General features: G+C 39.3%; 25 protein-coding genes and 1 riboswitch. Of the genes, 5 read left to right on the top strand and 20 right to left on the bottom strand.

What is annotated here, in order from left to right; genetic code table 11:
- Positions 1-16 precede the first annotated feature (16 nt).
- The 7 genes from ACIFOT_RS19190 to ACIFOT_RS19160 all read right to left on the bottom strand — a co-directional run bounded on the left by ACIFOT_RS19190 (position 17) and on the right by ACIFOT_RS19160 (position 7,440).
- The gene (locus ACIFOT_RS19190) at positions 17-1,297 is read right to left on the bottom strand and encodes an MFS transporter (protein WP_430066943.1); all 1,281 of its coding nucleotides are present in this window, start codon (positions 1,295-1,297) and stop codon (positions 17-19) included.
- Between the two features lies 1 nt (position 1,298).
- Positions 1,299-2,258, bottom strand: a complete 960-nt coding sequence (locus ACIFOT_RS19185; RefSeq protein WP_430066942.1) for a sugar kinase — start codon at positions 2,256-2,258, stop codon at positions 1,299-1,301.
- Positions 2,246-3,016 (bottom strand): sugar phosphate isomerase/epimerase family protein, encoded by a 771-nt coding sequence (locus ACIFOT_RS19180; protein ID WP_430066941.1) that lies wholly within the window; start codon positions 3,014-3,016, stop codon positions 2,246-2,248. The genes ACIFOT_RS19185 and ACIFOT_RS19180 overlap by 13 nt, the downstream gene beginning before the upstream one ends.
- Positions 3,017-3,196: 180 nt before the next feature.
- The gene (locus ACIFOT_RS19175) at positions 3,197-4,372 is read right to left on the bottom strand and encodes a NupC/NupG family nucleoside CNT transporter (RefSeq protein ID WP_430066940.1); all 1,176 of its coding nucleotides are present in this window, start codon (positions 4,370-4,372) and stop codon (positions 3,197-3,199) included.
- Between the two features lies 1 nt (position 4,373).
- On the bottom strand, positions 4,374-5,021 hold the full coding sequence (locus ACIFOT_RS19170) for an AmiS/UreI family transporter (RefSeq protein ID WP_430066939.1): 648 nt from the start codon (positions 5,019-5,021) through the stop codon (positions 4,374-4,376).
- A 421-nt stretch (positions 5,022-5,442) separates the two neighbouring features.
- On the bottom strand, positions 5,443-6,372 hold the full coding sequence (locus ACIFOT_RS19165) for a bifunctional helix-turn-helix transcriptional regulator/GNAT family N-acetyltransferase (RefSeq protein WP_430066938.1): 930 nt from the start codon (positions 6,370-6,372) through the stop codon (positions 5,443-5,445).
- A gap of 282 nt (positions 6,373-6,654) precedes the next feature.
- Positions 6,655-7,440: a DUF4253 domain-containing protein gene (locus tag ACIFOT_RS19160; RefSeq protein ID WP_430066937.1), complete on the bottom strand. Its 786-nt coding sequence runs from the start codon at positions 7,438-7,440 to the stop codon at positions 6,655-6,657.
- A gap of 247 nt (positions 7,441-7,687) precedes the next feature.
- On the opposite strand from ACIFOT_RS19160, the gene ACIFOT_RS19155 reads away from it, so the two are divergent.
- Positions 7,688-8,155 (top strand): phage tail protein, encoded by a 468-nt coding sequence (locus ACIFOT_RS19155; RefSeq protein WP_430066936.1) that lies wholly within the window; start codon positions 7,688-7,690, stop codon positions 8,153-8,155.
- Positions 8,156-8,369: 214 nt separating this feature from the next.
- Here the strand turns inward: ACIFOT_RS19155 and ACIFOT_RS19150 are convergent, their stop codons facing one another.
- Together ACIFOT_RS19150 and ACIFOT_RS19145 are read right to left on the bottom strand one after the other, a co-directional pair.
- A complete protein-coding gene (locus ACIFOT_RS19150) occupies positions 8,370-9,317 on the bottom strand; it encodes an L-lactate dehydrogenase (RefSeq protein WP_430066935.1) in 948 nt (315 codons plus the stop codon).
- A 28-nt stretch (positions 9,318-9,345) separates the two neighbouring features.
- A complete protein-coding gene (locus ACIFOT_RS19145) occupies positions 9,346-10,962 on the bottom strand; it encodes a lactate permease LctP family transporter (protein ID WP_430066934.1) in 1,617 nt (538 codons plus the stop codon).
- 319 nt (positions 10,963-11,281) lie between these two features.
- On the opposite strand from ACIFOT_RS19145, the gene ACIFOT_RS19140 reads away from it, so the two are divergent.
- Positions 11,282-12,178 carry a PhzF family phenazine biosynthesis protein gene (locus tag ACIFOT_RS19140; protein WP_430066975.1) on the top strand — a complete coding sequence of 299 codons (897 nt, stop codon included), beginning with the start codon at positions 11,282-11,284 and terminating at the stop codon, positions 12,176-12,178.
- Between the two features lie 34 nt (positions 12,179-12,212).
- Here ACIFOT_RS19140 and ACIFOT_RS19135 read toward each other — a convergent pair whose 3' ends face one another.
- Positions 12,213-13,103 (bottom strand): LysR family transcriptional regulator, encoded by an 891-nt coding sequence (locus ACIFOT_RS19135; RefSeq protein ID WP_430066974.1) that lies wholly within the window; start codon positions 13,101-13,103, stop codon positions 12,213-12,215.
- Positions 13,104-13,409: 306 nt separating this feature from the next.
- Between ACIFOT_RS19135 and ACIFOT_RS19130 the strand changes: the two genes are divergently transcribed.
- Positions 13,410-14,600 carry an MFS transporter gene (locus tag ACIFOT_RS19130; protein WP_430066933.1) on the top strand — a complete coding sequence of 397 codons (1,191 nt, stop codon included), beginning with the start codon at positions 13,410-13,412 and terminating at the stop codon, positions 14,598-14,600.
- Positions 14,601-14,733: 133 nt separating this feature from the next.
- Here the strand turns inward: ACIFOT_RS19130 and ACIFOT_RS19125 are convergent, their stop codons facing one another.
- Both ACIFOT_RS19125 and ACIFOT_RS19120 read right to left on the bottom strand, forming a co-directional pair.
- Positions 14,734-14,898: a hypothetical protein gene (locus ACIFOT_RS19125; RefSeq protein ID WP_430066932.1), complete on the bottom strand. Its 165-nt coding sequence runs from the start codon at positions 14,896-14,898 to the stop codon at positions 14,734-14,736.
- Between the two features lie 186 nt (positions 14,899-15,084).
- Positions 15,085-15,672: an NAD(P)H-dependent oxidoreductase gene (locus ACIFOT_RS19120; RefSeq protein WP_430066931.1), complete on the bottom strand. Its 588-nt coding sequence runs from the start codon at positions 15,670-15,672 to the stop codon at positions 15,085-15,087.
- A 116-nt stretch (positions 15,673-15,788) separates the two neighbouring features.
- Between ACIFOT_RS19120 and ACIFOT_RS19115 the strand changes: the two genes are divergently transcribed.
- Positions 15,789-16,220: a MarR family winged helix-turn-helix transcriptional regulator gene (locus ACIFOT_RS19115; RefSeq protein WP_430066930.1), complete on the top strand. Its 432-nt coding sequence runs from the start codon at positions 15,789-15,791 to the stop codon at positions 16,218-16,220.
- Between the two features lie 479 nt (positions 16,221-16,699).
- On the top strand, positions 16,700-19,369 hold the full coding sequence (locus tag ACIFOT_RS19110) for a phosphoenolpyruvate synthase (RefSeq protein ID WP_430066929.1): 2,670 nt from the start codon (positions 16,700-16,702) through the stop codon (positions 19,367-19,369).
- A 67-nt stretch (positions 19,370-19,436) separates the two neighbouring features.
- Here the strand turns inward: ACIFOT_RS19110 and ACIFOT_RS19105 are convergent, their stop codons facing one another.
- The 8 genes from ACIFOT_RS19105 to ACIFOT_RS19070 all read right to left on the bottom strand — a co-directional run bounded on the left by ACIFOT_RS19105 (position 19,437) and on the right by ACIFOT_RS19070 (position 26,548).
- A complete protein-coding gene (locus ACIFOT_RS19105) occupies positions 19,437-19,829 on the bottom strand; it encodes a J domain-containing protein (RefSeq protein ID WP_430066928.1) in 393 nt (130 codons plus the stop codon).
- Between the two features lie 212 nt (positions 19,830-20,041).
- Positions 20,042-20,599 (bottom strand): hypothetical protein, encoded by a 558-nt coding sequence (locus ACIFOT_RS19100; RefSeq protein WP_430066927.1) that lies wholly within the window; start codon positions 20,597-20,599, stop codon positions 20,042-20,044.
- 3 nt (positions 20,600-20,602) lie between these two features.
- Entirely contained in the window at positions 20,603-21,235 is a 633-nt protein-coding gene (locus ACIFOT_RS19095; RefSeq protein WP_430066926.1) for an SCO family protein, read from the bottom strand.
- A 306-nt stretch (positions 21,236-21,541) separates the two neighbouring features.
- Positions 21,542-23,176 (bottom strand): cbb3-type cytochrome c oxidase subunit I, encoded by a 1,635-nt coding sequence (locus ACIFOT_RS19090; RefSeq protein ID WP_430066973.1) that lies wholly within the window; start codon positions 23,174-23,176, stop codon positions 21,542-21,544.
- Positions 23,177-23,238: 62 nt separating this feature from the next.
- On the bottom strand, positions 23,239-23,706 hold the full coding sequence (locus tag ACIFOT_RS19085; protein WP_430066925.1) for a cytochrome c oxidase subunit II: 468 nt from the start codon (positions 23,704-23,706) through the stop codon (positions 23,239-23,241).
- Between the two features lie 12 nt (positions 23,707-23,718).
- Positions 23,719-23,859, bottom strand: a complete 141-nt coding sequence (locus ACIFOT_RS19080) for a hypothetical protein (RefSeq protein ID WP_430066924.1) — start codon at positions 23,857-23,859, stop codon at positions 23,719-23,721.
- A 625-nt stretch (positions 23,860-24,484) separates the two neighbouring features.
- Positions 24,485-25,207 (bottom strand): heme o synthase, encoded by a 723-nt coding sequence (gene cyoE, locus ACIFOT_RS19075; RefSeq protein WP_430066923.1) that lies wholly within the window; start codon positions 25,205-25,207, stop codon positions 24,485-24,487.
- A gap of 141 nt (positions 25,208-25,348) precedes the next feature.
- Positions 25,349-26,548 (bottom strand): phosphoglycerate dehydrogenase, encoded by a 1,200-nt coding sequence (locus ACIFOT_RS19070; RefSeq protein ID WP_430066922.1) that lies wholly within the window; start codon positions 26,546-26,548, stop codon positions 25,349-25,351.
- A gap of 68 nt (positions 26,549-26,616) precedes the next feature.
- A riboswitch (ZMP/ZTP riboswitch) is annotated at positions 26,617-26,695 on the bottom strand.
- Positions 26,696-26,912: the final 217 nt, after the last annotated feature.

The raw sequence follows: 26,912 nt of genomic DNA, 5'->3' as shown, positions 1-26,912 counted from the left end.
AAAGCTGTTGCCGATTTTATGCACTTATATTGACATTCCCGGATTCCGTTTGTTTTTTCGCTGACTTTACTGCCCATACCGTTAAAATAGCGGATAGGAATAGTGAGCCTGCCATGAAGATATAAGAGGCACTAAATCCACCCGTTGCTCCATTCAAATAACCAACTACATAGGAGCCAGCAAAAGAACCTAATGCACCCATACTGTTAATCAGGGCCATCGCGCCGCCGGCTACATTACGCGGCAGGATTTCTGGAATGATCGCAAAGAACGGGCCATATGGAGCATACATTGCACCACCGGCAATCACTAATAAGATGAATGAAATCCAGAAATGATCTGTTCCAATCGCATAAGAAGCATAGAATGCAACAGCACCAATTAATAGGAACGGCCAAACAAATGCGTTTCGATTCAAGGTTTTATCAGAGAAATAAGAAGCAACTAACATAAGAATAATAGCTAAAATATAAGGAACCGAAGACAGCCAGCCTGTTTTGACGATGTCCATATTTGGCGCCGCTTTAATAATGGATGGAAGCCACATAACAAATCCGTAGACCCCAATGCTCCAAAGGAAGTATTGTGCACTTAACAAAATAACCGGTTTTGATTTAAAGGCTTCGCCATAATTTTTAACAGGTTTAATACCTTCCTGCTCTTTTGCTAACTGTTGTTCAAAATCATTCTTTTCTTGCTCGGTTAACCATTTTGCTTCTCTAGGTTTGTCATTAACAACCTTCCACCAAATAAATGCCCAAATCACAGCAGGCAGACCTTCAGCAATAAACATCCATCTCCAGCCAACCGAGTTTACTAAATAACCAGAAATAATCGACATCCATAATACCGTTGCAGGGTTTCCTAAAATTAAGAACGTGTTCGCACGGGATCGTTCTGCTTTTGTAAACCAGTTACTTAAAAGAACCAGCATAGAAGGCATAACAGCACTTTCCACGACACCAAGAGCAAAGCGAATCACAAATAATAATTTAATATTCGAGACCATACCTGTAAAAGAAGCTAATAACCCCCAGGCAATCAATGACCAGAAAATGAGGACCTTCGCACTCTTTTTCTCGGCAAATGCAGCACCAGGCACTTGGAAAAAGAAATATCCTAAGAAGAAAAGTGAACCAAGCAAGGAAGAGGTGCCAGCTGTAATGTGAAGATCCTCGGCTAAACCTGAAGCGGCCCCGAAGCCATAGTTGGCACGGTCAAGATAGGCAAGACTGTAAGTAATGAAAGCAATCGGAATTAAGCGCAGCCATCTTTGTTTCGCAATCGTTTGTTTCATGTCATTTCACTCCCTGTAAATTTTCTTCTATATATTTTTGCAGTTTATTTTGAGTTGGATAGCCATCGTTGTCTCCCGGTGATTGAACAGCTAGAGAGCCAATTGCATTTCCCCTTGCAACTGTTTCCTGAATCGAAAGTTTCTCCAAGATTCCGCAAATGACGCCAACAGCGAAACCATCTCCGGCACCAACCGTATCAATAACCTCTTTCACTTTAAAGCCTGGAACTGTTCCTTCTTCAAAAGCAGTTTTATAAAAGGCTCCTTCTTCACCAAGCTTGATCACCACAAGCTCAACACCACTTTCTAAGTAAAAAGAAGCAATATCTCGCGGGTTCTTATAACCGGTCAAGATTTCACCCTCTGAAATTCCCGGCAGCACATAATTAGCTCGGAAGGCAACGGCATTGATTTGTTCCACCATTTCTTCTTTTGATGCCCAGAGTGATGGCCGTAAATTCGGATCAAACGAGACGGTTCGGCCATTATTTTTCATAAAAGATAAGGCATGTTTGGCATATTCCCTAGCCTGTTCAGAAATGGCCAACGGAATTCCGGTCATATGCAGGTGTTTTGCGGATTGAAAATAATCTTCATTGAAATCAGCGATTTTCAGGTGGCTTGCGGCCGAGCCTTTTCTAAAATATTGTACCTCAGGATCCCCCTCCATCACTTTGGATTTCAGTTGAAACCCTGTTGGATGCAGTTCATCCATTAAAACCTGCTCAATGTTGATGCTTTCATTTTTAAGCCTTTCAATAATGAACCTTCCAAAAGCATCATTGCCTACCTTACTGACCCAGCCAGCCCGAAGTCCCAGCCGGGCAAGGCCGATGGCCACATTGGTTTCCGCACCAGCAAGCTCAAGGGTGAATTGATTGATTTGGTGTAAGGAACCAGGCTGATTAGCCATAAACATCGCCATCGCTTCACCAAAGGTAATGACATCTAGCTGTTGCATGAAATCGCCTCGCTTTCTATTACTAATTCCGAGATTAAATCGATATAGTCCTTCGTTTTCTCTTTCGGCTCAATCGGAAATTCAAGCGCTTTCACCATTGTGCTTGGAAATTGCTGCATGACTTTTTTCCAGCTATGATTCCCTTCCTTTTGAAGTGGTACCGTAATTGGCCCCTCTTCGACTTGTTTTAAATGTAGATAAAGGACGTACGGTGAGAGCTTAGCAAGAGCATCCTCTACACTTTGGCCGGAATAATACCAATTCCCGGCATCGAAGGTCATTTTAACGGGAACTTCATGTTCGGTAACGTTTTCAAAAAAGGATGTTAATTGGTTGATATCCGCGCCATGGGGCGTCTGGTCATTTTCGACCAATAATTGAATGTCTTTGTATTGGTTTAGGAAAGACGCAAGTTCAGTCATGTTTGAAATTTCCTTTTTATAGTACCCAAGTGACACCTTAAGCCACTTTGCCCCCAGTATCAGCGCCTCTTGAAAAATCTCAGTTAATTCCGTGTCATTTAATTGATGATCCTCTTTCCATAATTCAATGGGAGCGGAGTATACTGCAAAAAGTCCATTGCTGGCCATTTCATTTTGAATTGTGTCTAGCTGCGGATCTTGAACCGGCAATAATTCACGGCGAATCTCGACTCCATAAGCTCCTGATTGAGCAATAAGTTTGATAAAGGATTCCTGCCCATTCGCTAACACTTCGAATCTATCAAAAGCATTCAACGGAACAATCACGTTTTGCATGTTAAAGATCCTTTCTAGCTGTAATTTCGATAAATCGATTTAGTAAACCGGTTTAGTAAATCGATTTATTTTTATTATATAGACTATGTAAGCGTTTTTCAATAGGGGATTTTATATTTTTTTAGGAGAAAATAAAAACCCCGCTCATCAATTTTGAACAGGGTTTGCAATATTAAATGATTATAGGAACAAACCAACGATCGTTCCAGTTAAGACTGATCCCATTGTAGCTACTAACAATACCTTTAGACCAACCTTCGCTAACTCACTTGCCTTTTCATTATTGATTGCTTGTACAGTTCCCAAAATAATACCAATAGATGAAAAGTTAGCGAATGATACTAAGAATGCTGATACGATACCTACAGTCTTATGAGACATATGAGGGATCATTTTCATGAAGTCTAACATAGCAACGAACTCGTTAGCGGCTACCTTAGTACCCATGACTGAGCCGGCTTTAATAATTTCATTTGCAGGAATACCCATGATCCATGCGATAGGAGCAAATACATATCCAAGTACGCCAGTGAAAGAGATACCGAAGATGGAAGTGAAAATCCAGTTAACGGCTGCGATTAATCCTACATACGTGATAAGCATAGCGCCTACGATTAAGGCCGTCTTTCCGCCAAGCAATGTCCAGTTGCCGATTGCTTCGAAAAGAGATTTCTCTGGTATCATTCCCTTAATATCGATTATTTCATCTTCTTCTTTACGAACAGGACATACGATTGTTGAAAGGATAAGTCCAGAGAATACGTTAATTGGTAATGCAACCAATACGAACTCCGCAGGAATCATTTGCATGTATGCACCTAAGATTGAACAGCTTACCGCAACTAGAGAAGAAGTAACAACAACGAACAAGCGGTTACCAGAAAGATTAGGAATGAATGACTTAACCGAAAGGATAGCAGAAGTATCACCAAATACCATAGAATTCACGGCAACAAAAGATTCCACTTTTGGCAGGCCTGTTATTTTACTTACTGCACCACCAATGTATTTAATAGCTAATGGTAATATTCTTGAATAAGTCAGTATACCTAAAATAGCTGTTACGAATACAATCATCATTAGAACATTTACAAAGAATAAATTCTTTCCTGCAAGGTCACCGAATACGAAAGAGATACCGTCATTACCGAAAGAAAGAACTTTATTAAAACCATCTACGATCTTGTGCAGAACTTTTTTACCAATTGAAGTATTAAGCATAAACCAAGCTATTAATAACTGAACGGCTGTCATGATACCAACGGCACGATAGTTGATGTTTTTCTTATCGTTTGACATCAACCAGGCTATGCCCATGAGAACAAGGATACCAACGATTCCAATTATGATTGACATATTATTTTACCTCCAAAGCATTGATTACATGGATTGCTTGAGTTCTTTTCTCTTTATTATTTGAAAACTTCAATCTAAAAAAACTAAAAATAAAATAAACAATAGCTAGAATTAATACGCAGGTCCAGATTCGGGAGACATTTGGTGTACTCCAGACACCTAAAAAATAAAGGAGTGCTGGGATGGTCAACGTTACCCAGGATTGAACAAAGGCAACCAATCCAATATAATGTTCGATTTTTTTATTAAGCGCATTTGATAAAAAGAACAGAAACCATAAAAATGTCCACATGCCCCATGTTAGTGCATTGACAGCATCATGAAAGTGAATAATAGATGTTAAGGTATATACGACTCCAACAATACTAACCCAAAGACTAAACCAACCGAGTCCGCTGCCTTCAAGACCCTTTAAAGCGGTGAACCCAACATATAAATAAGTTAAGCCAAATAGAAAAATTGATGCATCATTATATAACTCCCAATGATCTTGATTCGAAACAACGATCAAATAGGATGGAATAATCATTTGAATGGTACCAACGAAAAGATTAAAGATACCAACACTTTTTGCATCTGCTTTCCCTAACAGCATAAGACTGTTTAGAAATAAGACGGCACCTGAAAGAAATAAACCAACAAAACCCATTATGTCCTCCTTCACCTTACCCACGAAATTTCCAGTTAAATTTCTATCATGATATAATTTTTCATTAAACGCTTTCATCGTTAAATACCTAAATAATATAACACACATTTTGAACAAAAGTTAAATTAAATTTGAACAAAATTTTAATTTATTTTTTTCCATTTTCTTTAAAAATGCCCATTTTAGTAAAACACTAATAATAAGACACTCGAATTTATTTTAAAAATATGAAATTTTGTAAAAGTTATATGAAAAAGTGTAAATATTAAGAACATAAAAAAGCTGCCACAATGACAGCTTCAGTTTTAAAACCCTTAAATAGAATAATGGGATTTTAAAAGTTTTTCGGTGAATTAAATAACAAATTTACTTACAAATACTAAAGGGCCCTCAGTGTTAAATTTATACCTTTCCCGAGCAACTAGATTAAATCGGAAAGATTTAAGTCCCATCGCTCTTCCACTAATTTCGAACCAGTCCACTCATCATTTGGTTTTTCTTCTGTTACTCTAAAATTATATTTTTGATATAGATAACGAGCAGTTTCTAATATACTAACAGTCCATAGGAAAACATGTTGGTATCCTTGTTTCTTACAGAAATCGATGGCAGTCTCCATAAGCCTCTTCCCAATCCCCATACCATGATAATCTTCATCCAATATAAACCATCTTAATTGGGCAGATTGATCCTTAGATTGAGTAATCGCAATGGATCCAACCATCTTTCCATCTGCCTCCGCAATCCAAAGCTCCCCGCCAGATGTATCAATCATAAATTCAGTTAGGCCCTTCATAACGTAATATTCAAACATTCTCCCAAACTTATAGGTTTTTTCATACAACCTTCCATGAAGATGTGCAACGAAACCAACATCTCCAGGTAGAAATGTTCGAATGGATATCACTGACTGTGAAGGATATTCTTTATTGAAGATTGATTCTATAGTCTCCATGGAACTGACCAGATTGGACAAATCACGATTCGATATTTCTTGAATCATTTCACCTACCTCATGATTAGCATTTTCAACCAGGTCATTAAGAATTTCTTTTCCATAGTCGGTAAGATAGAGTAGGTATTGGCGTTTATCGTCTGGTGATTGCTTTTTGAAAATGATTTTTTCATCCTCTAATTTTTGAACAATTCTGCTCATATATCCCCGGTCTACTCCAAGATTTTCCCTAACTTCTGTTGCTGTACAACCGTTTCTAAGATTGATTTCAGTTATCACACGTGCTTCTGTTAATGGAAAAGGTTTATTATAGATTTCTTGATCAATTTTACCCAAAACATTTGAATAATACCGATTGAATTTCCGAATTTTTTCTACATATTGAATCGTATCCATTTTCTCCACCCTTATATTCAGAAAATTTTAACTAATTTTAGTATAAAGTTATTAGTTGACTAAGTCAACTAATAACTACGGGGAAACGGACTGATGCACTTTTTTCTAAATTCTGTTCGTTTCATGGCGGTTTTATAAAAAAGGAAGCCTGATTCACAATGAATCCAGCTTCCTTTTTAAGTAAAAACAATATTCATTAAGATTGCAAAACACCATTCTTACCAAAAGAATACCTTTTCCCATTAATGGTGTAATCCAAGTTTTTCTCCCTTATCCCATTTTTTAATCCCACCAAAAATACCAAACAGAAGAATTGATAAGTGTTCCGGCAAGTGCATTAACTGTTCCTACCCCTTGCCAGACTATGTCTCCACAAAATCCAAATTGTTCCCAAGCAAGCAATTCTGATTCTTCTTGTGTCTTTGGTGGGTTCTCTACAAATAATTCCCATACATCAGAGGTAACTAAAGCAGGCGTAGCTCCATATTTTTCGTACCAGTATTTGAATACCGCAACTTGCTCCTCTGGCACTGGGCATTCATTGAATCCGCCCATCGGTACCCAGGCAGCTGCTTCCCACGGTTTATCAGTTGGAATCTTTGCGAGAATGATTTTCTCATTAATTGCATCCTCAATAGAAAGAAAATGATGCGATTGTTCCTCTTTTAAAAACTCGTCGGAGATATCATAGTCTTCGTCCTCATCTTCATCCATAGGCATGACCTCTTCAAGCAGGTTTTTTAACAATTTTTTTGCATCAATATCCTTCGCTTTCTCTATGATAGTTTCCCGATCATCATGAGAGAATGCATTTTCTGCATTAGTTTCCATTATTTCTAGCATTAATTCTGAAGGGATAATGATCAGAGGCGTGTACCCTTCTTTTTTGCCTTGAATAAGAGCTTCATTATAGATCCTCGTAACCCCTTTAGCATCTTTCTCATCAATGATCCGACATTCGCAGCCTAATTTAGCAATTATCTCTTCAATATAATCTTTATGTTTTTCTTTTTTCTTGAATTTATCAAATATCCCCACGTTCTTCCTCTCCCCCTGAAAAGGACGCATTTAATAATGCCCTCCTGATTATATTTTCCTATAATTTTATTATATTACTAAATATTCCCTATTCATATGAATTTTATAGATTACCAACTTCACAAAAAAATATAACTTTCCACTGGATACAGGAGGAAAACTCATCTACTTATTGAAATAATAGTGACGTATCCCTATTCACCTTATTGTACATACTTATATCGTGAAATGTGGATTCTTGTTGTTAGGAAATAAAGAGAGAAAAGGATGGATGGAAATGTCCTATATTGTTGATTTTAAAAATGTGTCTACGGTTGGTTTAGAGTCTTCACCTGTAGTAGAAGCGCTCGCTGGTTTACGTGCTAATGAAGCCCGTTACTTTATGAACAAGTACAAGCATGAATTTACGGTTGTACCAGCTAGCGAAAGTCAGGAGACCCTTGATTATGTGAACCGAATTTTGAAAGAAGAACGTGATATTGAGTTTGCGGCCAAACCTCTAGAAACCTCGCGTTTTCAAGTAGAAAATATCAAAATGGCCTACGTCTTTTATGAGGATGGTCTTGAGGTTAATGTCATGTATACGGTTGATGGCCCTAAGCCGAAGCGGGCCGTTGGTTTTAAGCTTTCAGAGGGGATGGAGATACCAAAGGAGTTAGAAGAGAAGTTTAAGTTTGCTAGACAGAAGTCTAAACTAGCAGGAACCATTCGGGGCTCGTTTTTTGTCATTAAAGGAGAATATTAAAGTAAGCAAAAGCGCAAGTTTTTTTAAAGGATCTTTTTTAAGCCAAAAATATGCAAGTTTTTAACTTGTATATTTTTGGCTATTTATTTTTCCAACAAAAAACCTCATTTACTTTTGATACGGTTCCCCGTGACCAATCTAAATGAGGTTTTTTCTAACATCATTTTCAATTCTATATTAATATTAAAATGATTGAAGCAGCCAGTACTAATTCTTAAATTACCGGTTTCATCGTTTCTTTTAGTATTAAAACAGAATGATTGAATTGTTCTTTTTCCTTATCATTGAGCTGAATTTCAACTATTTCTTGAATGCCGGCACGATTTATTTTTGCTGGAACTCCGATATATACATCATTTTGTCCATATTCTCCGTTTAGATAGGCAGATACCGTCAGGATGCTGTTTTCATTATTTAGGATTGCTTTTGTAATCCTAACAAGGGACATTCCTATTCCATAGTATGTTGCCCCTTTTCGCTCAATGATCTGATAGGCGGCATCGCGGACATTTACGAAAATTTCTTCTAAACATTCTTTCTTTAAATCTCCTTTCCGTTCCAAAACAGTGTCGAGATGTTCAATTCCGATCATTGCATGGCTCCAAACAGGGAGCTCTGTATCTCCATGTTCACCAATGATGGCTGCATGAATATTTCTTGTATCTACGTTGAAATATTTCCCCAGTGCAGACCTTAGACGTGCAGAGTCTAATACCGTTCCAGAACCAATTACACGTTCTTTTGGAAGTCCTGATTCTTTCCAAGTTATATAGGTTAAAATATCTACTGGATTTGTTGCGATTAAGAATATTCCATCAAATCCACTTTCCATAATGCTCTTTACGATTTGTTTAAATATTTTCGTGTTTTTTTCAACCAATTCCAACCTGGTTTCCCCTGGCTTTTGTGCCAATCCCGCAGTAATAACAACTAAGTCCGCACTTGCACAATCTTGATAAGAACCGTTCCATACATTTATTGGAGAAGGTGCGAACGGCATTCCATGGTTAAGATCCATCGCTTCGCCTTCGGCCTTTGCCTCATTTACGTCAATTAAGACTAGTTCCTCAGCGACTCCCTGGTTAATTAGTGAATAGGCATAACTACAACCTACAGCACCTGTTCCAACTAGTACAACACGATTTACTCTTTCTTTATTCATGGTAAAAAATCTCCCTTCTATTTAATAATTAAAATATTAGCCAGCTGATTAATGCAATTATTACAAGTAAACATAAGCTATATTTAATTGTCACTTTAAATAAATCACTTTCTTTTCCTGCTAATCCAACCGCTGCAGCTGCAACAGCGATAGATTGAGGTGAAATCATTTTAGCCATTGTGCCACCCATTACATTGACAGCAACCATTGTTTCAGGTGCTATACCAATTTGTGAAGCAGTGACAGATTGAAGTGGAGCAAATAAGGAACCACTGTTAACAACAGAGCCTGTTAAAAATACTCCTAACCAACCTAGCACTGGTGAGAATAAAGGAAATACTTCACCTGTTGATGCAAATGCTAAACCAAGTGTTGATGACATTCCAGAATAAGTACAAATATAAGCGAAAGCAAGTACACTACAAATTGTTAGGACTGGTGATAATAATTCTTTTGTAGTTTCTTTTGTAATGTCTCTCAGCTGCTTAATGCTGCAGCGAAAAAGAATGCTTGCAACAATGATTGTAATGACAATTGCCGTAGTAGTAGATGAAAGTAAATCCAATTTAAATACTGCAGCAAATGGAGTATCTTGCGGAACAATTGGTGCATGCTTAATAACTAAGTTGTTTAATCCTGGAATTGGCAGCATTAACACTAATTTTTCTAAAGGACCGCCGGGAATAAATAGATTTTTGAAAAATGATAGATTAAACAAAGTGACACATATGGTTAAAAATACAAAAGGCATCCAAGCATAAGCAACTTCTCCAAAAGAGTACTTAACCTGCATATTTGCTGCCTTTTCTTTATTTACTCGAAAAATCTCTTTAGGTTTCCATACTTGTAAAAATAGTGCTAGTGCTACTAAGCTCACAATAGCTGCAAAGATATCTGCTAACTGAGCACCTAAGAAAGTTAGAACAATTGCCTGTGTAAGTCCAAATGAAACACCGCTAACTAAAATCGCAGGGAATGTTTGTCTAATTCCTTTCAACCCATCGATAATAAATATTAGTAAGAATGCTATTACAATGCTTATTATTGGAAGGATCAATGCCGTATATCTTCCAACAACAAGCCCATCTAAACCTGTAAGTAGAGCGGGGACGGTTACTGGAATACCCATTGCTCCATATGCACCACCGGCAATGTTTGCAATCAAGCAAAGGCTAGCTGCATATATTGGACTAAATCCAAGTCCTACTAAAATGGCTGACGTTATCGCAACAGGTGCTCCAAATCCTGCAGCTCCTTCCAAAAATGCTCCAAATGAAAATGCTACTATAAGAACTTGCAATCTTTGATCCGCTGTAATAAAAGAGATACTATTCTCTATAATTGCAAATTTACCTGTTTTTACTGTTATTTTATAAAGGAAAATTGCAGCAAACACAATTGATGCTACTGGCCAAATACCGGCTAAAACTCCATAAATAGCTGACATCAAAACTAAAATAACAGGCATTTTATAAATAAAGACTGCAAAAGTTCCTGCTACAAGTATGCTGAAGAAGCCAGCGATAAAGCCCTTTAATTTAAAAACTGTCAGCATAACAATAAAAAAGATAATAGGAATGGCAGCTAAAATAGCTGACATCCATATGTTCCCCATTGGGTTATAAACTTGCTCCCATACATTCATGCTGTTCAACTCCTAGTGAATTGTAAGTCCTTTTTATTTTTAACAAACCAATTGATCACAATGTGAAATGTTTCACATTCCAATTTAAAAAATATATTTTTCTCTCTAGAAAGAATGGTTTTTACTATATTTCTGTTAACAGGGTTAGTATAGCATACAATTTGTGAAACATTTCACAATGTTTATGAATTAAATATGAACTTTAGGTTTAAATTGCATTAGTATTTCCGATTTATTAAATAAAAAAGGTTCATTTTACTAATGCATTAGCAAGGCATAGTATGGAGGTATCAAAAAATATTTGAAAGGAGTTAAGATGATGAGAGAATTAAGAGTTTATCATGTGGATGCATTTACAACAGAAAAATTTGGAGGTAATACAGCAGGGGTTGTGTTAGATGCAGAAAAATTAACGGAAGATGAGATGCAAAGTATCGCAAAGGAATTAAATTTACCAGAATCCGTATTTTTACTGCCTTCAAATAACAAGGAGATTGATTATAAAGTGAAATACTTTACTCCTGCTGAAGAAATCAACTTCTGCGGCCATGCAACTGTTGGGTTAACCTGGCTTTTGGCAACTGAGTTTGGTCTAGCCGAGAAAAAAGGTGGGATTGTGTTAGAAACGAATATAGGTAAAGTACCGGTTGTATGGCATAAAGAAAATGGAAACATAATTGATGTGGAAATGACACAAGTTACTCCAAAAACACAAGATTTCACAATTGACCTGGAAGAGCTTAGTCAGTTGATCGGCGTCAAACCAGAAAGCATCGACCCAACCTATCCAATCAAACTGGCGAATACCGGAAACTGGCATTTACTTGTTCCTATGAAAAACCAAATGAACATTGACAATGCTATGCCAGACTTAGCGGCTTTAGGGAAGCATAATAAAGAACATAATATCAGCACGACACACCTTTATACTTTTAACACCTCGAAAGAATGTGATTTATATACCAGAGATTTCGCACCTGGGATTGGCATACCTGAGGATCCCGTAACGGGGGCAGCAAACGGCGCATTAGCTGGTTTCCTCTATTTAGAAAGTGTTATTCCTCAAGGTGAGACGACACATCTTAAAATCGCTCAAGGAGATGCGATTGGAAGACCTGGAATGCTTTACGTGACTGTCATTCCGAATGAATCAGAACCAGTCATCAAAGTAGCAGGAGCAGCTACCATCACCATTCGCGGAATCTTAACGATATAAACAAAACAGCTTGAATGAAGTGCCTTCTTTAGGCCTACTTATTCAAGCTCTGGTCTTGTTTAAAATGTTCTTTTAAGATCTCCATAAATTTCTTAATGGAAGGTGCCGCTTGCTTAATAGATTTTAACGCTATACCTATTTCACGATACAAAACCGTTTCAAGTGGAATCACTTTCATGTTAGGAGTATTTTTCGGCAGGACCATTTCTGGGATAATGGTGATCCCTAGCCCTTCTTGAACCATAGAAATAATTGTATTGTTATCTTCTATTTCAAAAATAACATTAGGATGTACGTTATTTTCTTTAAGGAGCCTCTTTATTAAAAGATCACAACCTGCTTTTGGCATAATAAATGATTCATTATGTATTGATTTGACTTTAACTGGTTTCAGTGTGTTCAATCGATGATTTTCAGGTACTAAAACAAATAATTCGTCTTTTAGTAATTGAATGGTATCAAATTCTCTAACAGGAAGCGTTAAAAAACCAATATCAACCGTTCCTGAAGTGATCCAATCCTTGATATCGTCGTAGCCGCCTTCATATAACTCTATCTGGATGCCAGGATATTTATTTATGAAGTTACGAATGAGACCTGGAAGAAATTTGGACGAAAAACTGGGGAAAGTCCCGATTTTAATGCTTCCTACTTCGATTCCTTGTATAAGTGCCGCTTCCTGCTCAAGCAATTTTGCATGATGAATGAGCTGACGAATATGCGGTAAAACTCGCTCTCCCGCATCTGTTAAAGATATTCCGTTCCGATTACGCCGAAGCAATACGATTCCTAATTCTGTTTCAAGTGTTGAAATGTTATGACTAACTCCTGATTGTGACAACCCTAGCTTTTCGCCGGCTTTTGTAAAACTGCCGCTTTCAACAACCGCTAAAAAAACTTCGTACTGAAAAATAGCCAATATCACCACCCCCATTCATTCCTATTTTGAACTTTATTTTTGACTACTACAATCTAAGTCTATTTTAATAATATAGAAAAAAGATATCTTCAGTATACTAGATAAACCTTTTGTTTTCCTCGGAGGTAATTCATTTAACCAACCTCAATTACTTATAGTACGGTTCTCCTTGACCTTTCTCTTTAAAGATTCTAGATAATAAATGGCTGGTAAAAAGTATGGGCTTTCCTAGTAAAAATGTTTTATGGTATGATGTTTAAATTGTTTACTGCCTTGTTTCACATTTACATTCATCTAAGAAAAGAGGTATTTATGTACTCTACAGAATTATCCAAGCGACATTGGTTGCTCATCTTTACACTTTCTTTATTAACATTTGTCCTCGGGACAAGCGAGTTTGTTATCGTCGGGATCTTAACCGATATTTCCTCGGGTCTTCATATAACAAATGCCAAAGCAGGCACACTGGTTTCTGCGTTTGCCATTACCTTTGCCATTGCCACACCACTCGTGATGAGCGCAACAAGTCATTTTCCTAAGCGTAAATGGATGTTGTTTTTGATCGGAACGTTCATCATCCTGAATGCTTTGTGTGTAATTTCGACGAGCTACATCATGTTCCTTGTACTTCGGATGATGACGGCGATTGTAACAGGAGTTTTAATCTCACTTGCCATGATTGTTGCAAGTGAAACCATTCCAAACGCAAAGCGAGGACTTGCTATATCATTTGTTTTCGGTGGTTTTACACTTGCAAACGTGGTTGGAGTACCAATTGGCACTGTAATAGCTGAATGGTACAACTGGAATGCAACCTTCCTGTTAACGACTTTTCTGGGTGGAATTGCGTTTTTGGCATCATTCTACGTTTTGCCTAATAAGCTCAGTCAATTTCGCAGTTCGATGCGTGATCAATTTTCTTTGTTGACACACCCACGAATCTTAATGGCGTTTTTCATTCCATCTCTAGGATTTGGAGCGACGTATGCCGTTTATACGTATCTTGTTCCGATCCTGAATGGAATGGAAGCACCGAGTAATTCCATCAGTTTGATATTGTTTGGCTACGGATTTATTTCGATTTTCAGCAACATTCTCGCTGGTAAAATTGCCAGCTACAATGCGATCGGGCGCCTTCGAATGGTTTTCCTTGTGCAAGCAATTGTTCTGATCAGTTTATATTGGACGACAAATAATCTACTCTTTGGATTGATTAACATTGGCTTGATGTCATTAATGGCCATCCTTTTAACAACATCTACCCAGCTTTATTTGATTGACCTTGCTGGTATTTATCAACCAAAAGCGACAGGACTCGCTGCTTCACTGATGCCAGTCGCAAGCAATATCGGTATCGGCATGGGTTCCGCAGTAGGTGGAATGGTTTACCATCAAGGAAATTTGATGAATGTGACATTGGTCGGCGGATTGATTGCAATACTAGCAAGTCTTCTAACTTTTCTAAGCCATCACTTGGACCAAAAACAAACAAACCCCGCATAAGAGAGAATCTGCGTACGCTTTGGCAAGCTTTGTTTTGACACCTTCAGATGGACAAAATCTTTCCGTTGCATATTAAAAGAAGAAAGAAGTATCAAGAACGTTGAAGTGTTCTTTGATACTTCTTTCAAATGCCTCAAAACCAATAGTATTGAATCTTTTTATCTTTGCTAGATAGGTTTTCAATTATTTCTTCTATGCCTGTATTATTTTCTACATTAGCTAATTCACGTGCCAGCTCAATATTTGGCACATCATCATTTCGACTTAGTTGAGAAGCTAACAGGTTCACTACTGACATAATGATCCCTCATTCAAATTTAATTCTTGTACATACATCAGAAATTTTTCCGTATAGAATACTCTAAGCATTCCAGACAAAAAAGATAAGCTAAACAAGATATCTCAACAATGATTGGATTTTTTCTCCGTCACTTATGATACGGTTCTTTCTCCGTGGCATATCTAAATGAGATATCGAGTTATCTTAATGAACTAGTCTTTTAAAATAATTTAAAATCTTGTCTAGTTTTTTCATTTGGTTTCCCTTTGGACTTTCCATATTCCCAAATTCAAAGAACTTCACTTTCTTGATTCCCACGAAATTAAATAAGGCTCTTTTCATTAGAATTTTATGTGCATTATTCAACCAAAAAAATGGATAGTGCGCAGGCCCCTTCATGGTAGATATACAGATTACCGACTTTCCTTTCAGCAGCCCTTCCGGAAAATATCCCTGCTTATCTTTATAGGCAAAATTAGAAGCGAATAATTGGTCGATATATCCCAAAAGCATCGCTGGAGGTCTTCCCCACCAAATAGGGTAGATAAAAACAATCTTATCGGCCCATGTAAGTTGCTGTCTATATTTTTCAATATTAGGATCACTATGCATATCTCGTCTTCGTTTTAGCTCGTTAAACACCAGAAGTGGATTAAAACCCTCATCATATAAATCCAACACCTGTAACTCTTTAATATGAGGATTCTGTTTACTGCCTTTGATAACGTTTTGTAAAAAAGCATAATTTAAACTTTTATGATTTGGATAAGTATAAATAATTAACATTTTCATAAGGCACCTCTTAATTATCATTTGATAACTAAATTGTAGCATCCTTACATTTGATTATCAATTGATAATTGTTTTTTGATAACTATTTTGTTATCTTGTCTTTAAGAGGTGAGATCATGAACAAAAAAGAACTTTTTTACAAGCTCGTATCATTTACAGCTGCTGTTCATCGTGTAACAAATGAATTAACGAAAAATGCAAAGCCAGATTCAATCTCGCAAGTTCAATATAATATTCTTGAATTTATCACAGTTAGTCAGCCTGTAACTCCTAGTGAAATTAACGATTGTCAGAATATGTCTATGTCAAATACTAGTCGTGAGCTAAGCAAGTTAAGTGAGAAGAAATTAATTGAAAAGATGATTGATAGCAAAGACCGACGAAAACAATATGTTCGTCTATCGCAGGATGGGGAAGTTGTAATGAACGAAGCATTTGCTGCAATTGAATCCCGTTTCCTTAATCGAATACAAAATGCTTCTAAAGAAGATTTAATAGAGATTGAACTTGCAATCGATACTCTTCATAAAAAATTATTCTATCCTTAAGCATAAGTTCTAATTTTTTTATATTACTATTAAAGGAGCGCATTTCAATTTGAAATGCGCTCCCTTAATAGTTATTTCCCATAATCTTTTTTCTTCATTAAACCTTTCCTGCTATTCTGAAAGTTCTCCTTTTTCGATTAAAAACCTCATTTACTTGTGGTAAGGTTCACCGCGATTAATCCGAAATTTTATCGAATAATTATATTCCGGACTCATAGTAAATTCAATTAACTAACTATCCGGCAGGTTCTCCAGTTCCTGAAAGACCTTTATTTTTATATCCTCGCCTGATGTAATCGATAGTAAAGGAAGATCAATTGCAACCCTATAAAAAAAACATTTTTTGCCTTTAAAAGAAGGATTTTGCTGCAAGCAGCAAAGCCTACAAAAGCCCGATTGATAACATTTAATTTGGTCATTTAAACTGAAACTCAAAATACAATTGATATCAGTGGTGTTAAGCTGAAAGGGTGATAGGAATGGAGAAATTCGTTTTGCACCTTAATGAAGTTGACAAAGAATCATTACCATACGTTGGGGGAAAGGGCGCAAACCTTGGTGAAATGACGAAGGCTGGCTTCCCTGTGCCGCAAGGCTTTTGCGTGACCATATCAGCGTACCAGGCTCACGTGAGAAAAAGCAAAGAGATGGATGGGTTCTTCACCGAGCTTGACCAAGTTCAGGCAGATAACCTAGAAGAAATTCGTAGGTTGGGACAGAAAATTCGTGAATCTATCGAGCACCTATCCATTCCATGGGATGTACAGACTGCCATCGTAGAGGCGTGGCAGCAGTATGGGATGGGGAAAGCCTTTGCGGTTCGTTCGAGTGCAACCGCCGAAGATTTGCCCAGCGCTTCTTTTGCCGGTCAACAAGAAACTTATCTTAATGTACGGGGTTTGCAGCAACTCCTTGATGCCGTTCGTCACTGCTGGGCATCGTTGTTCACGGACAGGGCCATTTCATACCGGACGAAGAACGGTTTTAATCACCGGCAGGTTTTTCTATCCGTGGTGGTTCAAGAAATGATCTTCCCATCCGTATCTGGCATCATGTTCACAGCGGACCCTATTACGGGAAATCGGAAAGTCACCTCTATTGATGCCAGTTTTGGATTAGGGGAAGCCTTAGTATCCGGACTGGTATCAGCAGACCTCTATCAGGTTAAAAGCGGTCAAATCATCCAAAAGAAGATTTCCGACAAAAAAATTGCGATCTACCCCCTTCTGGATGGCGGCACAATAACAAAGGATTTATCCATTGAGCAGCAACAGTCCCAAGCTCTTTCAGATGAACAGATCCTCCGGTTAGCGGAGCTCGGGCGGAAAATTGAAGAGCATTACGGAACCGAACAGGACATTGAGTGGTGTTTCGTAAACGGCGAGCTTTACATTGTTCAAAGCCGCCCAATCACGTCACTCTACCCCGTACCGAAGATTACTGATAATCGTCTTCATGCCTTTATCTCGATGGGGCATCAGCAAATGATGACAGATGCCATAAGTCCTTTGGGCATTTCGATCCTTAGGACGATGTTTCCCTTTGGCAAATCGGACTCTGTTCGATCAGAGAGTTCAGCGGTCCTGGAGGCAGGAGGTCATTTGTTTTTCGACCCGACTGATTTGCTATATCTAAAACCGGTCAGACGAATACTGCCTCGATTACTGTGTCTCATTGACGAACGAATTGGCAGCGCCATGGGACAATTGGTTCTTCTTCCCGAATATCAGCATCCAGCAAACAAACATGTAAAAAAGGCATTTTATCGAACCGCCCGAACCGCTATTCGGACCGTTCTTCCCGGTTTGTTTGTAAAAGATTTCACCGCTGCTAGGCAAGATATCAGCCTTTTCATGAACCAAAGAATTCAAGAGACTGAACTCCTTCTGTTTGAGGTGTCAAGTGCCGAACGTATTTCAAGGCTCCAGGAAAACCTCGGCAACTTAATCTTATCAGTGATAAGAAAAATAGCCCCCTACATGTTTTCGGGTCTGGCTTCAAAAGTGTTAACTGAGGCATTGGTAAGAAGATGGCTGGGTCATGATGAGAGAGTGCATTTGCTTAACAAATCCTTGACCGGCAACGTCACCAGCGAACTCGGCCTAATGATTGGCGATCTTGCTGATATAGCAAGAGAATATCCCCAGGTCGTCGAGTATATACAGAGAGCCGAGGATAGCACCTTCTTTGATGGATTGTATCAAGTTCAAGGAGGAGATGCATTCGGGAAGGAATTCGAGCACTTCATGAGCATATACGGTATGCGGTGTCCGGGGGAAATCGATATTGCGAATACAAGGTGGCGGGAGTCACCAACGTCACTCGTTCCTTCGATTATAAGTCACATTCACAGTCTTGCACCTGGTGAACATCGGGACAAATTCCTTCAAGGTGAAAAAGAAGCACAAGAGGCCGAAAAGCAAATCATCTCCGACGTACGCAGAACAACCGGGGGGCGCTTTAAGGCACGAATCCTTGCTCGGCTGATACGAAACTATCGAAATTTGGCAGGACTTCGGGAGTTTCCCAAATACACCCTTATTCGTCATTTTGACATCTATAAGCGAGCTATCTTGGACGAGGCCAGAGTACTTGTAAAGCATGGAAAACTGTATAGAGAATCAGAAGTATTTTACCTTTCCTTAAGTGAGCTCTTAGCTATTAAAGAAGGCATCTTTGATGGGGGCATTCAAAAACTGATTGTAGATCGCAAAAGTCAGCATCAAGGAAACATAAAGCTCATACCCCCCCGTGTCATGACTAGTGATGGAGAAGTCATTACAGGGGGGCGGCGTGATGTGAAAGCCCCGGATGGTTCGTTAATTGGAACACCCGTGTCATCTGGCGTGGTCGAAGGTTTTGCAAAGATAGTGCTTCGTGCTGAAGAGGCGAAACTCAATTCTGGCGAAATTATGATTGCTCCGTTTACAGACCCAGGTTGGACACCGTTGTTCCACTCTGCAAAGGGTTTGGTGATGGAAGTCGGCGGCATGATGACGCATGGAGCTGTCGTAGCCCGTGAATATGGAATACCCGCAGTAGCCGGCATCGATAATGCTACCAGAATTCTAAAAGATGGATCTTACATTCGGATAGATGGTACTCATGGTTACGTTCAAGTTTTAGAGGAACCGAATAGCCTTGCCTGAATCTCAAAAGACGAGTACAAAAACAGCAGCGATGGACAATAAAATCGGTTGTCCAACCGCTGCTGTTCTATTTCTTTTTATTTAAATACGCATTTCCTAAAACTTCAATAAAATAAAGAGCCGCATTTATGAGTACAGGTGATAGAGTAACCTGTTTTCGATTTTTATTTTGTATATTTACTATTTTTATAGAAGGATTCGTTTTTGCAGGAGATTCCTGGTTCAGATTATGCGTGAAGTTATGAGCTGTTTTGAAAAGGAGATCGTCATACCTCTTTCTTTTTTCAACATTACTAAGAATTTCATATGCTTCTTTCACTCTTTTAAACTGTTCAGAATTCCCTTTGTCTTTATCTGGATGTACTTCTTTTACTTTTTTTCGATAAGCTTCTTTAATTTCACTAAAAGTTGCATCATAGGGTACGTCTAAAATACGATAGTAATTTCCAATGGATCCCATGTATTTTCCACCCTCTTTTAGTTAAAATAGCTCCTCTTCCCCATTTTAATCCTTCCAAAATAGTATTCAGGTTCTTTATAAAATATTCGAATTTTTTATGGTGCAATTTTGTCTATTTAAAAAGGAAATAGGTTTCTAGAAAGGAAATAATATTATAGATTTGTAATAAAATATCCCCTCGTCAGTCCAAACAAGGGGATTCATTTATAAAACTATTCATATTTCGTCCGGTCGGTAAAAGCGACATATACCAAGTAAATGGCCATACAGATGGCGGTCGTCAAAAACCCCCAACCAAGAGTTAACTGGTCCATCACGAGATAGTTGTTGCACAATTGTATAGGTATGTTGATATATAATAAGCCCATTCCAAAATATTTTACTGTAAAAATAAGAATGAGAACATTTTTTCCAAGTCCGCTAAGCTTTTTCCAGCTATCCCGCAATGAAACCCCGGCTAAAAACGGCAGCGTCACAAATTTCAATACCTCCGCACTCTGCACAGTTAACGTCTCATCCATCGTTTTCGGAATTGTCCAGTAAACCATAATGATAATAAACAGAAAAACCCCAGGTATCCCGTTTCGATTCCATTTTTCAAAAAAGCTAGGAAACAGGATTTGAAAAAAACGTGCCATTAAAAACCCCGAAAATACGAGCAACGGCATTTGCATATGCATGTGAACGATCATAATCGATTCCAATAAATGAGCAACAGGGGGAAGCGCCAAAACGATATAAATCAATAATCCATAGACAGCCTGTTTCATTGCTTACTCCCCCGCTTCCCTTTTAAGAATAGCGGCAACCTTCTTAGCCGCTTTATCCGTCTTTTTATAATCCATGACATCCACTAACGTACCTTTCGGATCCACTAAATAGAAGGCTGAATTATGAGTGAAATTTCCATATCCATCTGGAATCACAATGACACCAAAGGCTTTTAGCAGGGAATCCAGCTCCGCTTTATTGGGAATCCGAGCCATTCTCCAGGTTTCCCCGTCACTATGAAAATAGCTGCGATATTTTTCAAGTGTCCCCGGATCATCTCTCGCCGGGTCAAAACTAATACTTAGAAATACGATATCTATCCCGAGATATTTCGGCTGCAGCGCACTATACACTTTCGACATATTCATTTCCAATTGCGGGCAAACCGTGGTGCAGAATGTATACAGAAAGGTAATAAAAACATATTTACCTTTAAATTCAGAAATAGCATAATCCCGACCTTTGCTATCCTCTAAGGTTACGTTTGGGAACTTCGGCTTATCCTGCACCAGTTTATTGACCCGTGCCGTTTCTGCCGTAAATGCACTAAACCCATTGGTTCCGAAAAGAAATAGCGTTATGCCGAATAAAAGGACAATTGCACACGCGATTGTTGTACGCCAATCCTTGATCATCACGATCACTTCCCAAATCTATTTAATAATAGGCTCTGGTAAAGGGCATTGTTGACTTTTAACACTGTTGATTGGAGCGGAAGGCGCGAAGACTCCTGCGGGAGTACGGGGCAGGGGAGACCCCGCAGGCGCTAAAGCGCCGAGGAGGCTCCCCGGCACGCTCGCGGAAAGCGAAGCGCCTGGAGCGCAAATCAACAACAAAGTTTAACAGAGCCTAATAATAAAAAGGAGATAGCCCACCGATTCGAGCTATCTCTTTTTCAAAAAATGTCCAGCTACAGCGCCTCTGCGCTTCTGCTTTTCTTATTACCACGTTTTAAATGGCGGTGATCCTGGAGGTGCATTGACAATAAACTCAGTTATCGGAATAACATACGCCATTGCCACCACTAACAGCATCACGACAATCCATAATCCCCAGCGTTCAGTCCAATATGGAGTGGCAGATCCGTCTTCTTCTGCTTCCGCAATTGGGAATTCGGTTTCTCCCTTTGGTGCAAAGAACATCATGTTGATAACCGCATATACTTGAAGAATGACACCGATGACCAACAAGGTTCCGCCAATCGCCAGCATGAACAAATATGGATCCCAGCCTAATGCCGTCGCATTATCACCATAAGTTGTATAAGAAGTTCTGCGCGGTGATCCAAGTAAGCCAACTGTATGCATCGCCCCTGACATTAACACCATACCGACTGTCCAAATCCAAGTTTGAATAACGCCTAATCGATTGATTTGTGGTGTTAACACCCGTTTTGAAATATACGGAACTAACCAGTAACTAATTCCAAAGAAAGTCATCACAACGGACATACCTAGTGTTAAGTGGAAGTGTCCCACAATCCACATCGTATTGTGAACAACCTGGTCTAATTGGTTCGTTGTTTGTGCGATACCGCCTGCGCCAGCTGGAATGAAGGCCACCATCGCGATAAATGGTGCTAAGAAACGAACATCGCCCCACGGCATCTTTTTATACCAGCCGATAAATCCTTTACCGCCTTGTTTTCTTGCAGTCCGTTCAAATACTGCGAACATCGCCCATGCTGTCATTAATGACGGGAAGCCGATTGCCAGACTCATAAATACGTGCAAGAACTTAACAGATTCAGAAATACCTGGGTCAATGATCTGGTGGTGGAATCCACCGGTAATGTTCATGACAACTAATGCAATAATGACGACGCGGGTTAATGTATCACTCCAGCGTCTTCCGCCCATAATTTTTGGAACCACGACATACCATGCAGAAGTAGCGGTTAAATACCAAATATTAACGAGTGTGTGGCCAAATGCCCAGAATAGAGTACGGGCAAGCATTACATTGATGGTTTTAACCCATCCTAATGACCATGGAATGATCATAACGATTACTTCTACTGCTACAGGAAGCAGCGCGAACAATAACAGGATAAAAACGCCAGTTGCAAAATAAGCAAGAATCGGAACATGCTGTCCTTTATGGTTCTTTCTCCAATCTGCTACATTTATGAAGGCCCCGATACAGCAAGCCCATACACCTAACACAATGAATACTAAACCAAAGTAAAACATTGGTGATGCTGCCATCGGTGGATAGAACGTATACATAACTGAGGCATTGCCCATTAAAATGGGGATAACAGCTAAGACAAATCCGATGATTTTCAGTCCAAATCCAGTCCAAGCGATTTTTCGAACTTTAGGAAGCAGCCCGCCTAGTGTATGGGACATAGCTGCATAAAAGTAACCAATGGTGAAGAAAGCCGTTAAGACAACTACCAATAAAAGACCGTGTGCGGTTAAAACTTTATAATAATTAAGCCATGTCGGCAGTTCCAGCAGGCCTGCACGGTTTAAGCCTTGCAGCAGCCCTAACAGTCCGCCTAAAAATAATGCGGCAAATGCGACAAAAATATATGATTTTGTTAATCTGGCATCCTCATTGCTGATCCCCATTGCCTTATTGGCACTTTGTTTAAATGTGTTTAATTTTGCTGTTTGCACTTTGATTCCCCCCTTTATTTAACCGTAATCGTGGTACTCATCATCTGGTGGCCTGCACCGCAATATTCATTACATAACACTAAATATTTTCCTGGCTTATCAAATTTCTGTGTGATTTTTTGAATGTGGCCCGGCGTCACCATCGCATTTAAATTGGTTCCGGCGACTTCGAATCCGTGAACAACATCCTTTGTAGTTAAGGTAAAATGTACAGTTGAACCAGCTGGTACTTCAATATTGCCTGGATTAAAACTGAATACCTGCAGCGTCATCACCACGTTGTATTCCTTTTCGCCCACTTTGGTAATCCCCGGCTTATCGAATGGCGCTGTTTGATCGACTTTTTGCGGATCGATGAGTTCTTTATTACTTGGAGGTGCCATATCTAACGCAAATGCTTGGTAGCCCGTGATCAGCATAAAGATTACAATGATCCCAAAGCTTAAGGACAGCCATATCTTTTCATCCAAATGCATTTTCATCTCTTTTCCCCCCTAAACCCGATCCATATATAGCCCGAAGAGGACTAAATACGTAAATAGAATGACGGCAGCGACGACTCCTACGGAAATCCAGGTTCCTATATTTGTCTCTTTTTCCGCCGTTTTTTTCTGGTTAACTTTTGTTGCTCCCACCAAAATCAACCCCTTTAATTATTTCTTACCTACATCATAATTGGGAACGGTTTTCACTGAAGTGAACTGCGTCACACGAAAATAACAATTTTAAAAAAATAGGAGGCATTTTGCTTGACAGGAGGTCCTCAAACCGCGCCGTTATTATGGTTTCCAACGTGGCTATGTACTTAAATAGCAAAAATGACAAATCCGTGAACAAAAAAACTGCCTCCGATTGGGGCAGTTTTTAATTATGGTTAATGTGATTTTTGCCAATCTGTTGATTGGAGCGGAAGGCGCGAAGACTCCTGCGGGAGTACGGGGCAGGGGAGACCCCGCAGGCGCTTAAGCGCCGAGGAGGCTCCCCGAACCGCCCGCGGAAAGCGAAGCGCATGGAGCGCAAATCAACAGCCAAGTTTAACAGAACCTTTCATTAAAAAATAGGTAAAGTTACAATCACCGCTAACAGAAAAATAATCATGATATAATTCACGGAATAGAGAAAAACAAGACGAGCCCATTGCTGATCATTTTTTGTATAAAATCCTTTCATGCTCAAAGCTATCCAGCCAACGTTAAGCAGTGAAGCAACGACAACAAACGTCAACCCAATCGGCACTAAGAAAAATGGCAAAGGAAGTAATCAGGCAGCATAGACAAAAATTTGCCTCTTCGTAATCGCAAACCCGCGCACCACCGGAAGCATCGCGACCCCTGCGGCTTTATATTCGTAATATTTCCTCATGGCAATCGCATACGTATGCGGCATCTGCCAAATAAACAAAATCAAAAACAACATCATCGGGACAACATGAAAACCAGACTCTATCGCTGTCCAGCCAATTAAAGGAGAAACCGCACCCGAGACACTTCCGATAATCGTATTAAAGGTATATCTCCGTTTCGACCACATCGTATACAAAAATACATACGTGAACCAACCGACAAAAGCATAAATAGCTGCTTCAATCGTGGTAAAAAGCAACAACGTGAAACCCAAAATCGTAAAAGAAATTCCCATGGTTAAGACAACTTTTAAGGAAATATTCCCAGTTACCGTTGGCCGATGTTTCGTCCTGTCCATGACGGAATCGATATCAACATCGTACCAGTTATTAAGGACAAGGGCTCCGGCCATCACCAACGTACTTCCAATCATCGTTAGTAAAAAATCCCCCCAATAATTGGTTAAGGATGAATCCGTAAAATATAACGCTAACCAAAATCCGGAGAAAACAGGCAATACGTTGGCAATTAACACACTTGCTTTAAAAAGTGCTTTTAAATCTTTAATCAGACTGGTTGGTTTTCCAGCACACGATAATGATGTCCTCTGTATTTGATATGGCAATCCATCCCGGCTCATCGATTTCCCACCATCCTCCTAAATTTTTTGTAGTTTGATTCCATTAAACCATACATCCAAAAACTGATATATGATTTACATCACTCTGGTGTTGTTTTCCCCATATGAAAAGGCACCTAAATTTATAGGTGCCTTTCTAAGCTATATAACCCGAACGTTAACAATACCTTCAATCTGCTTAATTTTTTCTTCCAAGCTAGGAATGATATCGCCGTTTACTTTGTTATCAATATCGATGATGGTATAGGCATAATCCCCTCTGCTTCTGTTAACCATGTCAGCAATGTTCAATTGATAGCTTGAGATTGCTGAGGTAATCTGGCCAACCATATTAGGAACGTTATGATGGAAAGCTGCGACCCGGCGCTTTCCGGTATACGGCAGGGAAGCGTTTGGAAAGTTGACTGAGTTTTTGATGTTTCCTGTTTCAAGAAAGTCCTTCACCTGACGCGCCGCCATAATCGCACAGTTTTCCTCCGATTCTTGAGTAGAAGCACCCAGATGAGGAATAGGCACGGCATTTTTCATTTTTAGCACATTTTCATTCGGGAAATCGGTGATATACTTGCCAACCACGCCGCTTTCCAAGGCAGCTGCCATATCGGTTTCATTCACAAGCTCTCCGCGTGAGAAATTCAATATATGAACACCAGGCTTCAAAAGGCTAAAAGTAGCTTTATTAAACATTTCTCTTGTATCATCCGTTAACGGGACGTGAACCGTAATATAATCAGACTCAGCAAACAATTGCTCAATCGTCATCGCTCTTTGAACATTGCGGGACAAGTTCCATGCTGTATCAACAGAAATAAACGGGTCAAACCCAATCACATCCATATCTAAATCAAGCGCATCATTCGCAACAAGCGCTCCGATCGCACCCAGGCCAATGACCCCAAGCGTTTTTCCCTTAATTTCTTTTCCAACGAATTGCTTCTTACCTGCTTCGACAAGCTTTGGAATTTGCGCGCCCTCGCCTTCCAACGTCTTAGTCCAGGCAATTCCGGCAAAAAGGTTACGGGATGAAGCCATCAAAGAGGTCAGCACCATTTCTTTTACTGCGTTCGCATTCGCACCAGGGGTATTAAAGACAACGATTCCTTGGTCCGTACATTGAGTAACCGGAATATTATTGACACCCGCTCCTGCACGGGCAATGGCTTTGACCTTGTCACCGATTTCTAATGTATGCATGTTAAAGCTTCGAACCAAAATAGCATCTGGGTTTTCACAGTCATTGTCGATAGCAAATTGACCCTTTTGAAAAACCTTAAGCCCGCTTTCTGCAATATTATTAAGCGTTTTAATCGTTTTAACCTTTTCTAAAGTTGTTGTGTTCATCCTTATTCTCCCCTTTTCGCTTGTGGTGGTTTCCTAGAAAACAGAAAGAGGCAAGGGATAATATCCCTTACCTCTGCCCAGGCGAACGGCTGCGACACTATGTGCTCCCTCACGGTGATCCGTGTTTCGCCAGTTACACATAGCCTTTTTCATTTATTTTAATTTACCAAATTGTCACTCAACTTTCAACCCTAAAATTTTTTGTTCTTTTATCAATTGTTTCACTAAGGCCTTATTCCGCTTTTTAAAGAGTTCATTGTGGGAAGAAACCATCCCCGCTTTATGGGCGTCCGGCTGGATATAAAAGGAGAAAAATCCATGGGCTAGCAGGGAATCTTAGTTACCTACAGTGACCGGCAACCTC

This window comes from Neobacillus sp. NRS-1170 (assembly GCF_050468025.1).
Note: the sequence above shows the minus strand (reverse complement) of the source record. Positions and strands in the feature narration are given on the sequence as shown.

Excerpts from the sequence above, each read along its gene's own strand:
- ACIFOT_RS19190 (WP_430066943.1), bottom strand. The coding sequence starts at position 1,297 with ATGAAACAAACGATTGCGAAACAAAGATGGCTGCGCTTAATTCCGATT.
- ACIFOT_RS19185 (WP_430066942.1), bottom strand. The coding sequence starts at position 2,258 with ATGCAACAGCTAGATGTCATTACCTTTGGTGAAGCGATGGCGATGTTT.
- ACIFOT_RS19180 (WP_430066941.1), bottom strand. The coding sequence starts at position 3,016 with ATGCAAAACGTGATTGTTCCGTTGAATGCTTTTGATAGATTCGAAGTG.
- ACIFOT_RS19175 (WP_430066940.1), bottom strand. The coding sequence starts at position 4,372 with ATGTCAATCATAATTGGAATCGTTGGTATCCTTGTTCTCATGGGCATA.
- ACIFOT_RS19170 (WP_430066939.1), bottom strand. The coding sequence starts at position 5,021 with ATGGGTTTTGTTGGTTTATTTCTTTCAGGTGCCGTCTTATTTCTAAAC.
- ACIFOT_RS19165 (WP_430066938.1), bottom strand. The coding sequence starts at position 6,372 with ATGGATACGATTCAATATGTAGAAAAAATTCGGAAATTCAATCGGTAT.
- ACIFOT_RS19160 (WP_430066937.1), bottom strand. The coding sequence starts at position 7,440 with ATGCGTCCTTTTCAGGGGGAGAGGAAGAACGTGGGGATATTTGATAAA.
- ACIFOT_RS19155 (WP_430066936.1), top strand. The coding sequence starts at position 7,688 with ATGTCCTATATTGTTGATTTTAAAAATGTGTCTACGGTTGGTTTAGAG.
- ACIFOT_RS19150 (WP_430066935.1), bottom strand. The coding sequence starts at position 9,317 with ATGAATAAAGAAAGAGTAAATCGTGTTGTACTAGTTGGAACAGGTGCT.
- ACIFOT_RS19145 (WP_430066934.1), bottom strand. The coding sequence starts at position 10,962 with ATGAATGTATGGGAGCAAGTTTATAACCCAATGGGGAACATATGGATG.
- ACIFOT_RS19140 (WP_430066975.1), top strand. The coding sequence starts at position 11,282 with ATGAGAGAATTAAGAGTTTATCATGTGGATGCATTTACAACAGAAAAA.
- ACIFOT_RS19130 (WP_430066933.1), top strand. The coding sequence starts at position 13,410 with ATGTACTCTACAGAATTATCCAAGCGACATTGGTTGCTCATCTTTACA.
- ACIFOT_RS19125 (WP_430066932.1), bottom strand. The coding sequence starts at position 14,898 with ATGTCAGTAGTGAACCTGTTAGCTTCTCAACTAAGTCGAAATGATGAT.
- ACIFOT_RS19120 (WP_430066931.1), bottom strand. The coding sequence starts at position 15,672 with ATGAAAATGTTAATTATTTATACTTATCCAAATCATAAAAGTTTAAAT.
- ACIFOT_RS19115 (WP_430066930.1), top strand. The coding sequence starts at position 15,789 with ATGAACAAAAAAGAACTTTTTTACAAGCTCGTATCATTTACAGCTGCT.
- ACIFOT_RS19110 (WP_430066929.1), top strand. The coding sequence starts at position 16,700 with ATGGAGAAATTCGTTTTGCACCTTAATGAAGTTGACAAAGAATCATTA.
- ACIFOT_RS19105 (WP_430066928.1), bottom strand. The coding sequence starts at position 19,829 with ATGGGATCCATTGGAAATTACTATCGTATTTTAGACGTACCCTATGAT.
- ACIFOT_RS19100 (WP_430066927.1), bottom strand. The coding sequence starts at position 20,599 with ATGAAACAGGCTGTCTATGGATTATTGATTTATATCGTTTTGGCGCTT.
- ACIFOT_RS19095 (WP_430066926.1), bottom strand. The coding sequence starts at position 21,235 with ATGATCAAGGATTGGCGTACAACAATCGCGTGTGCAATTGTCCTTTTA.
- ACIFOT_RS19090 (WP_430066973.1), bottom strand. The coding sequence starts at position 23,176 with ATGGGGATCAGCAATGAGGATGCCAGATTAACAAAATCATATATTTTT.
- ACIFOT_RS19085 (WP_430066925.1), bottom strand. The coding sequence starts at position 23,706 with ATGAAAATGCATTTGGATGAAAAGATATGGCTGTCCTTAAGCTTTGGG.
- cyoE (WP_430066923.1), bottom strand. The coding sequence starts at position 25,207 with ATGAGCCGGGATGGATTGCCATATCAAATACAGAGGACATCATTATCG.
- ACIFOT_RS19070 (WP_430066922.1), bottom strand. The coding sequence starts at position 26,548 with ATGAACACAACAACTTTAGAAAAGGTTAAAACGATTAAAACGCTTAAT.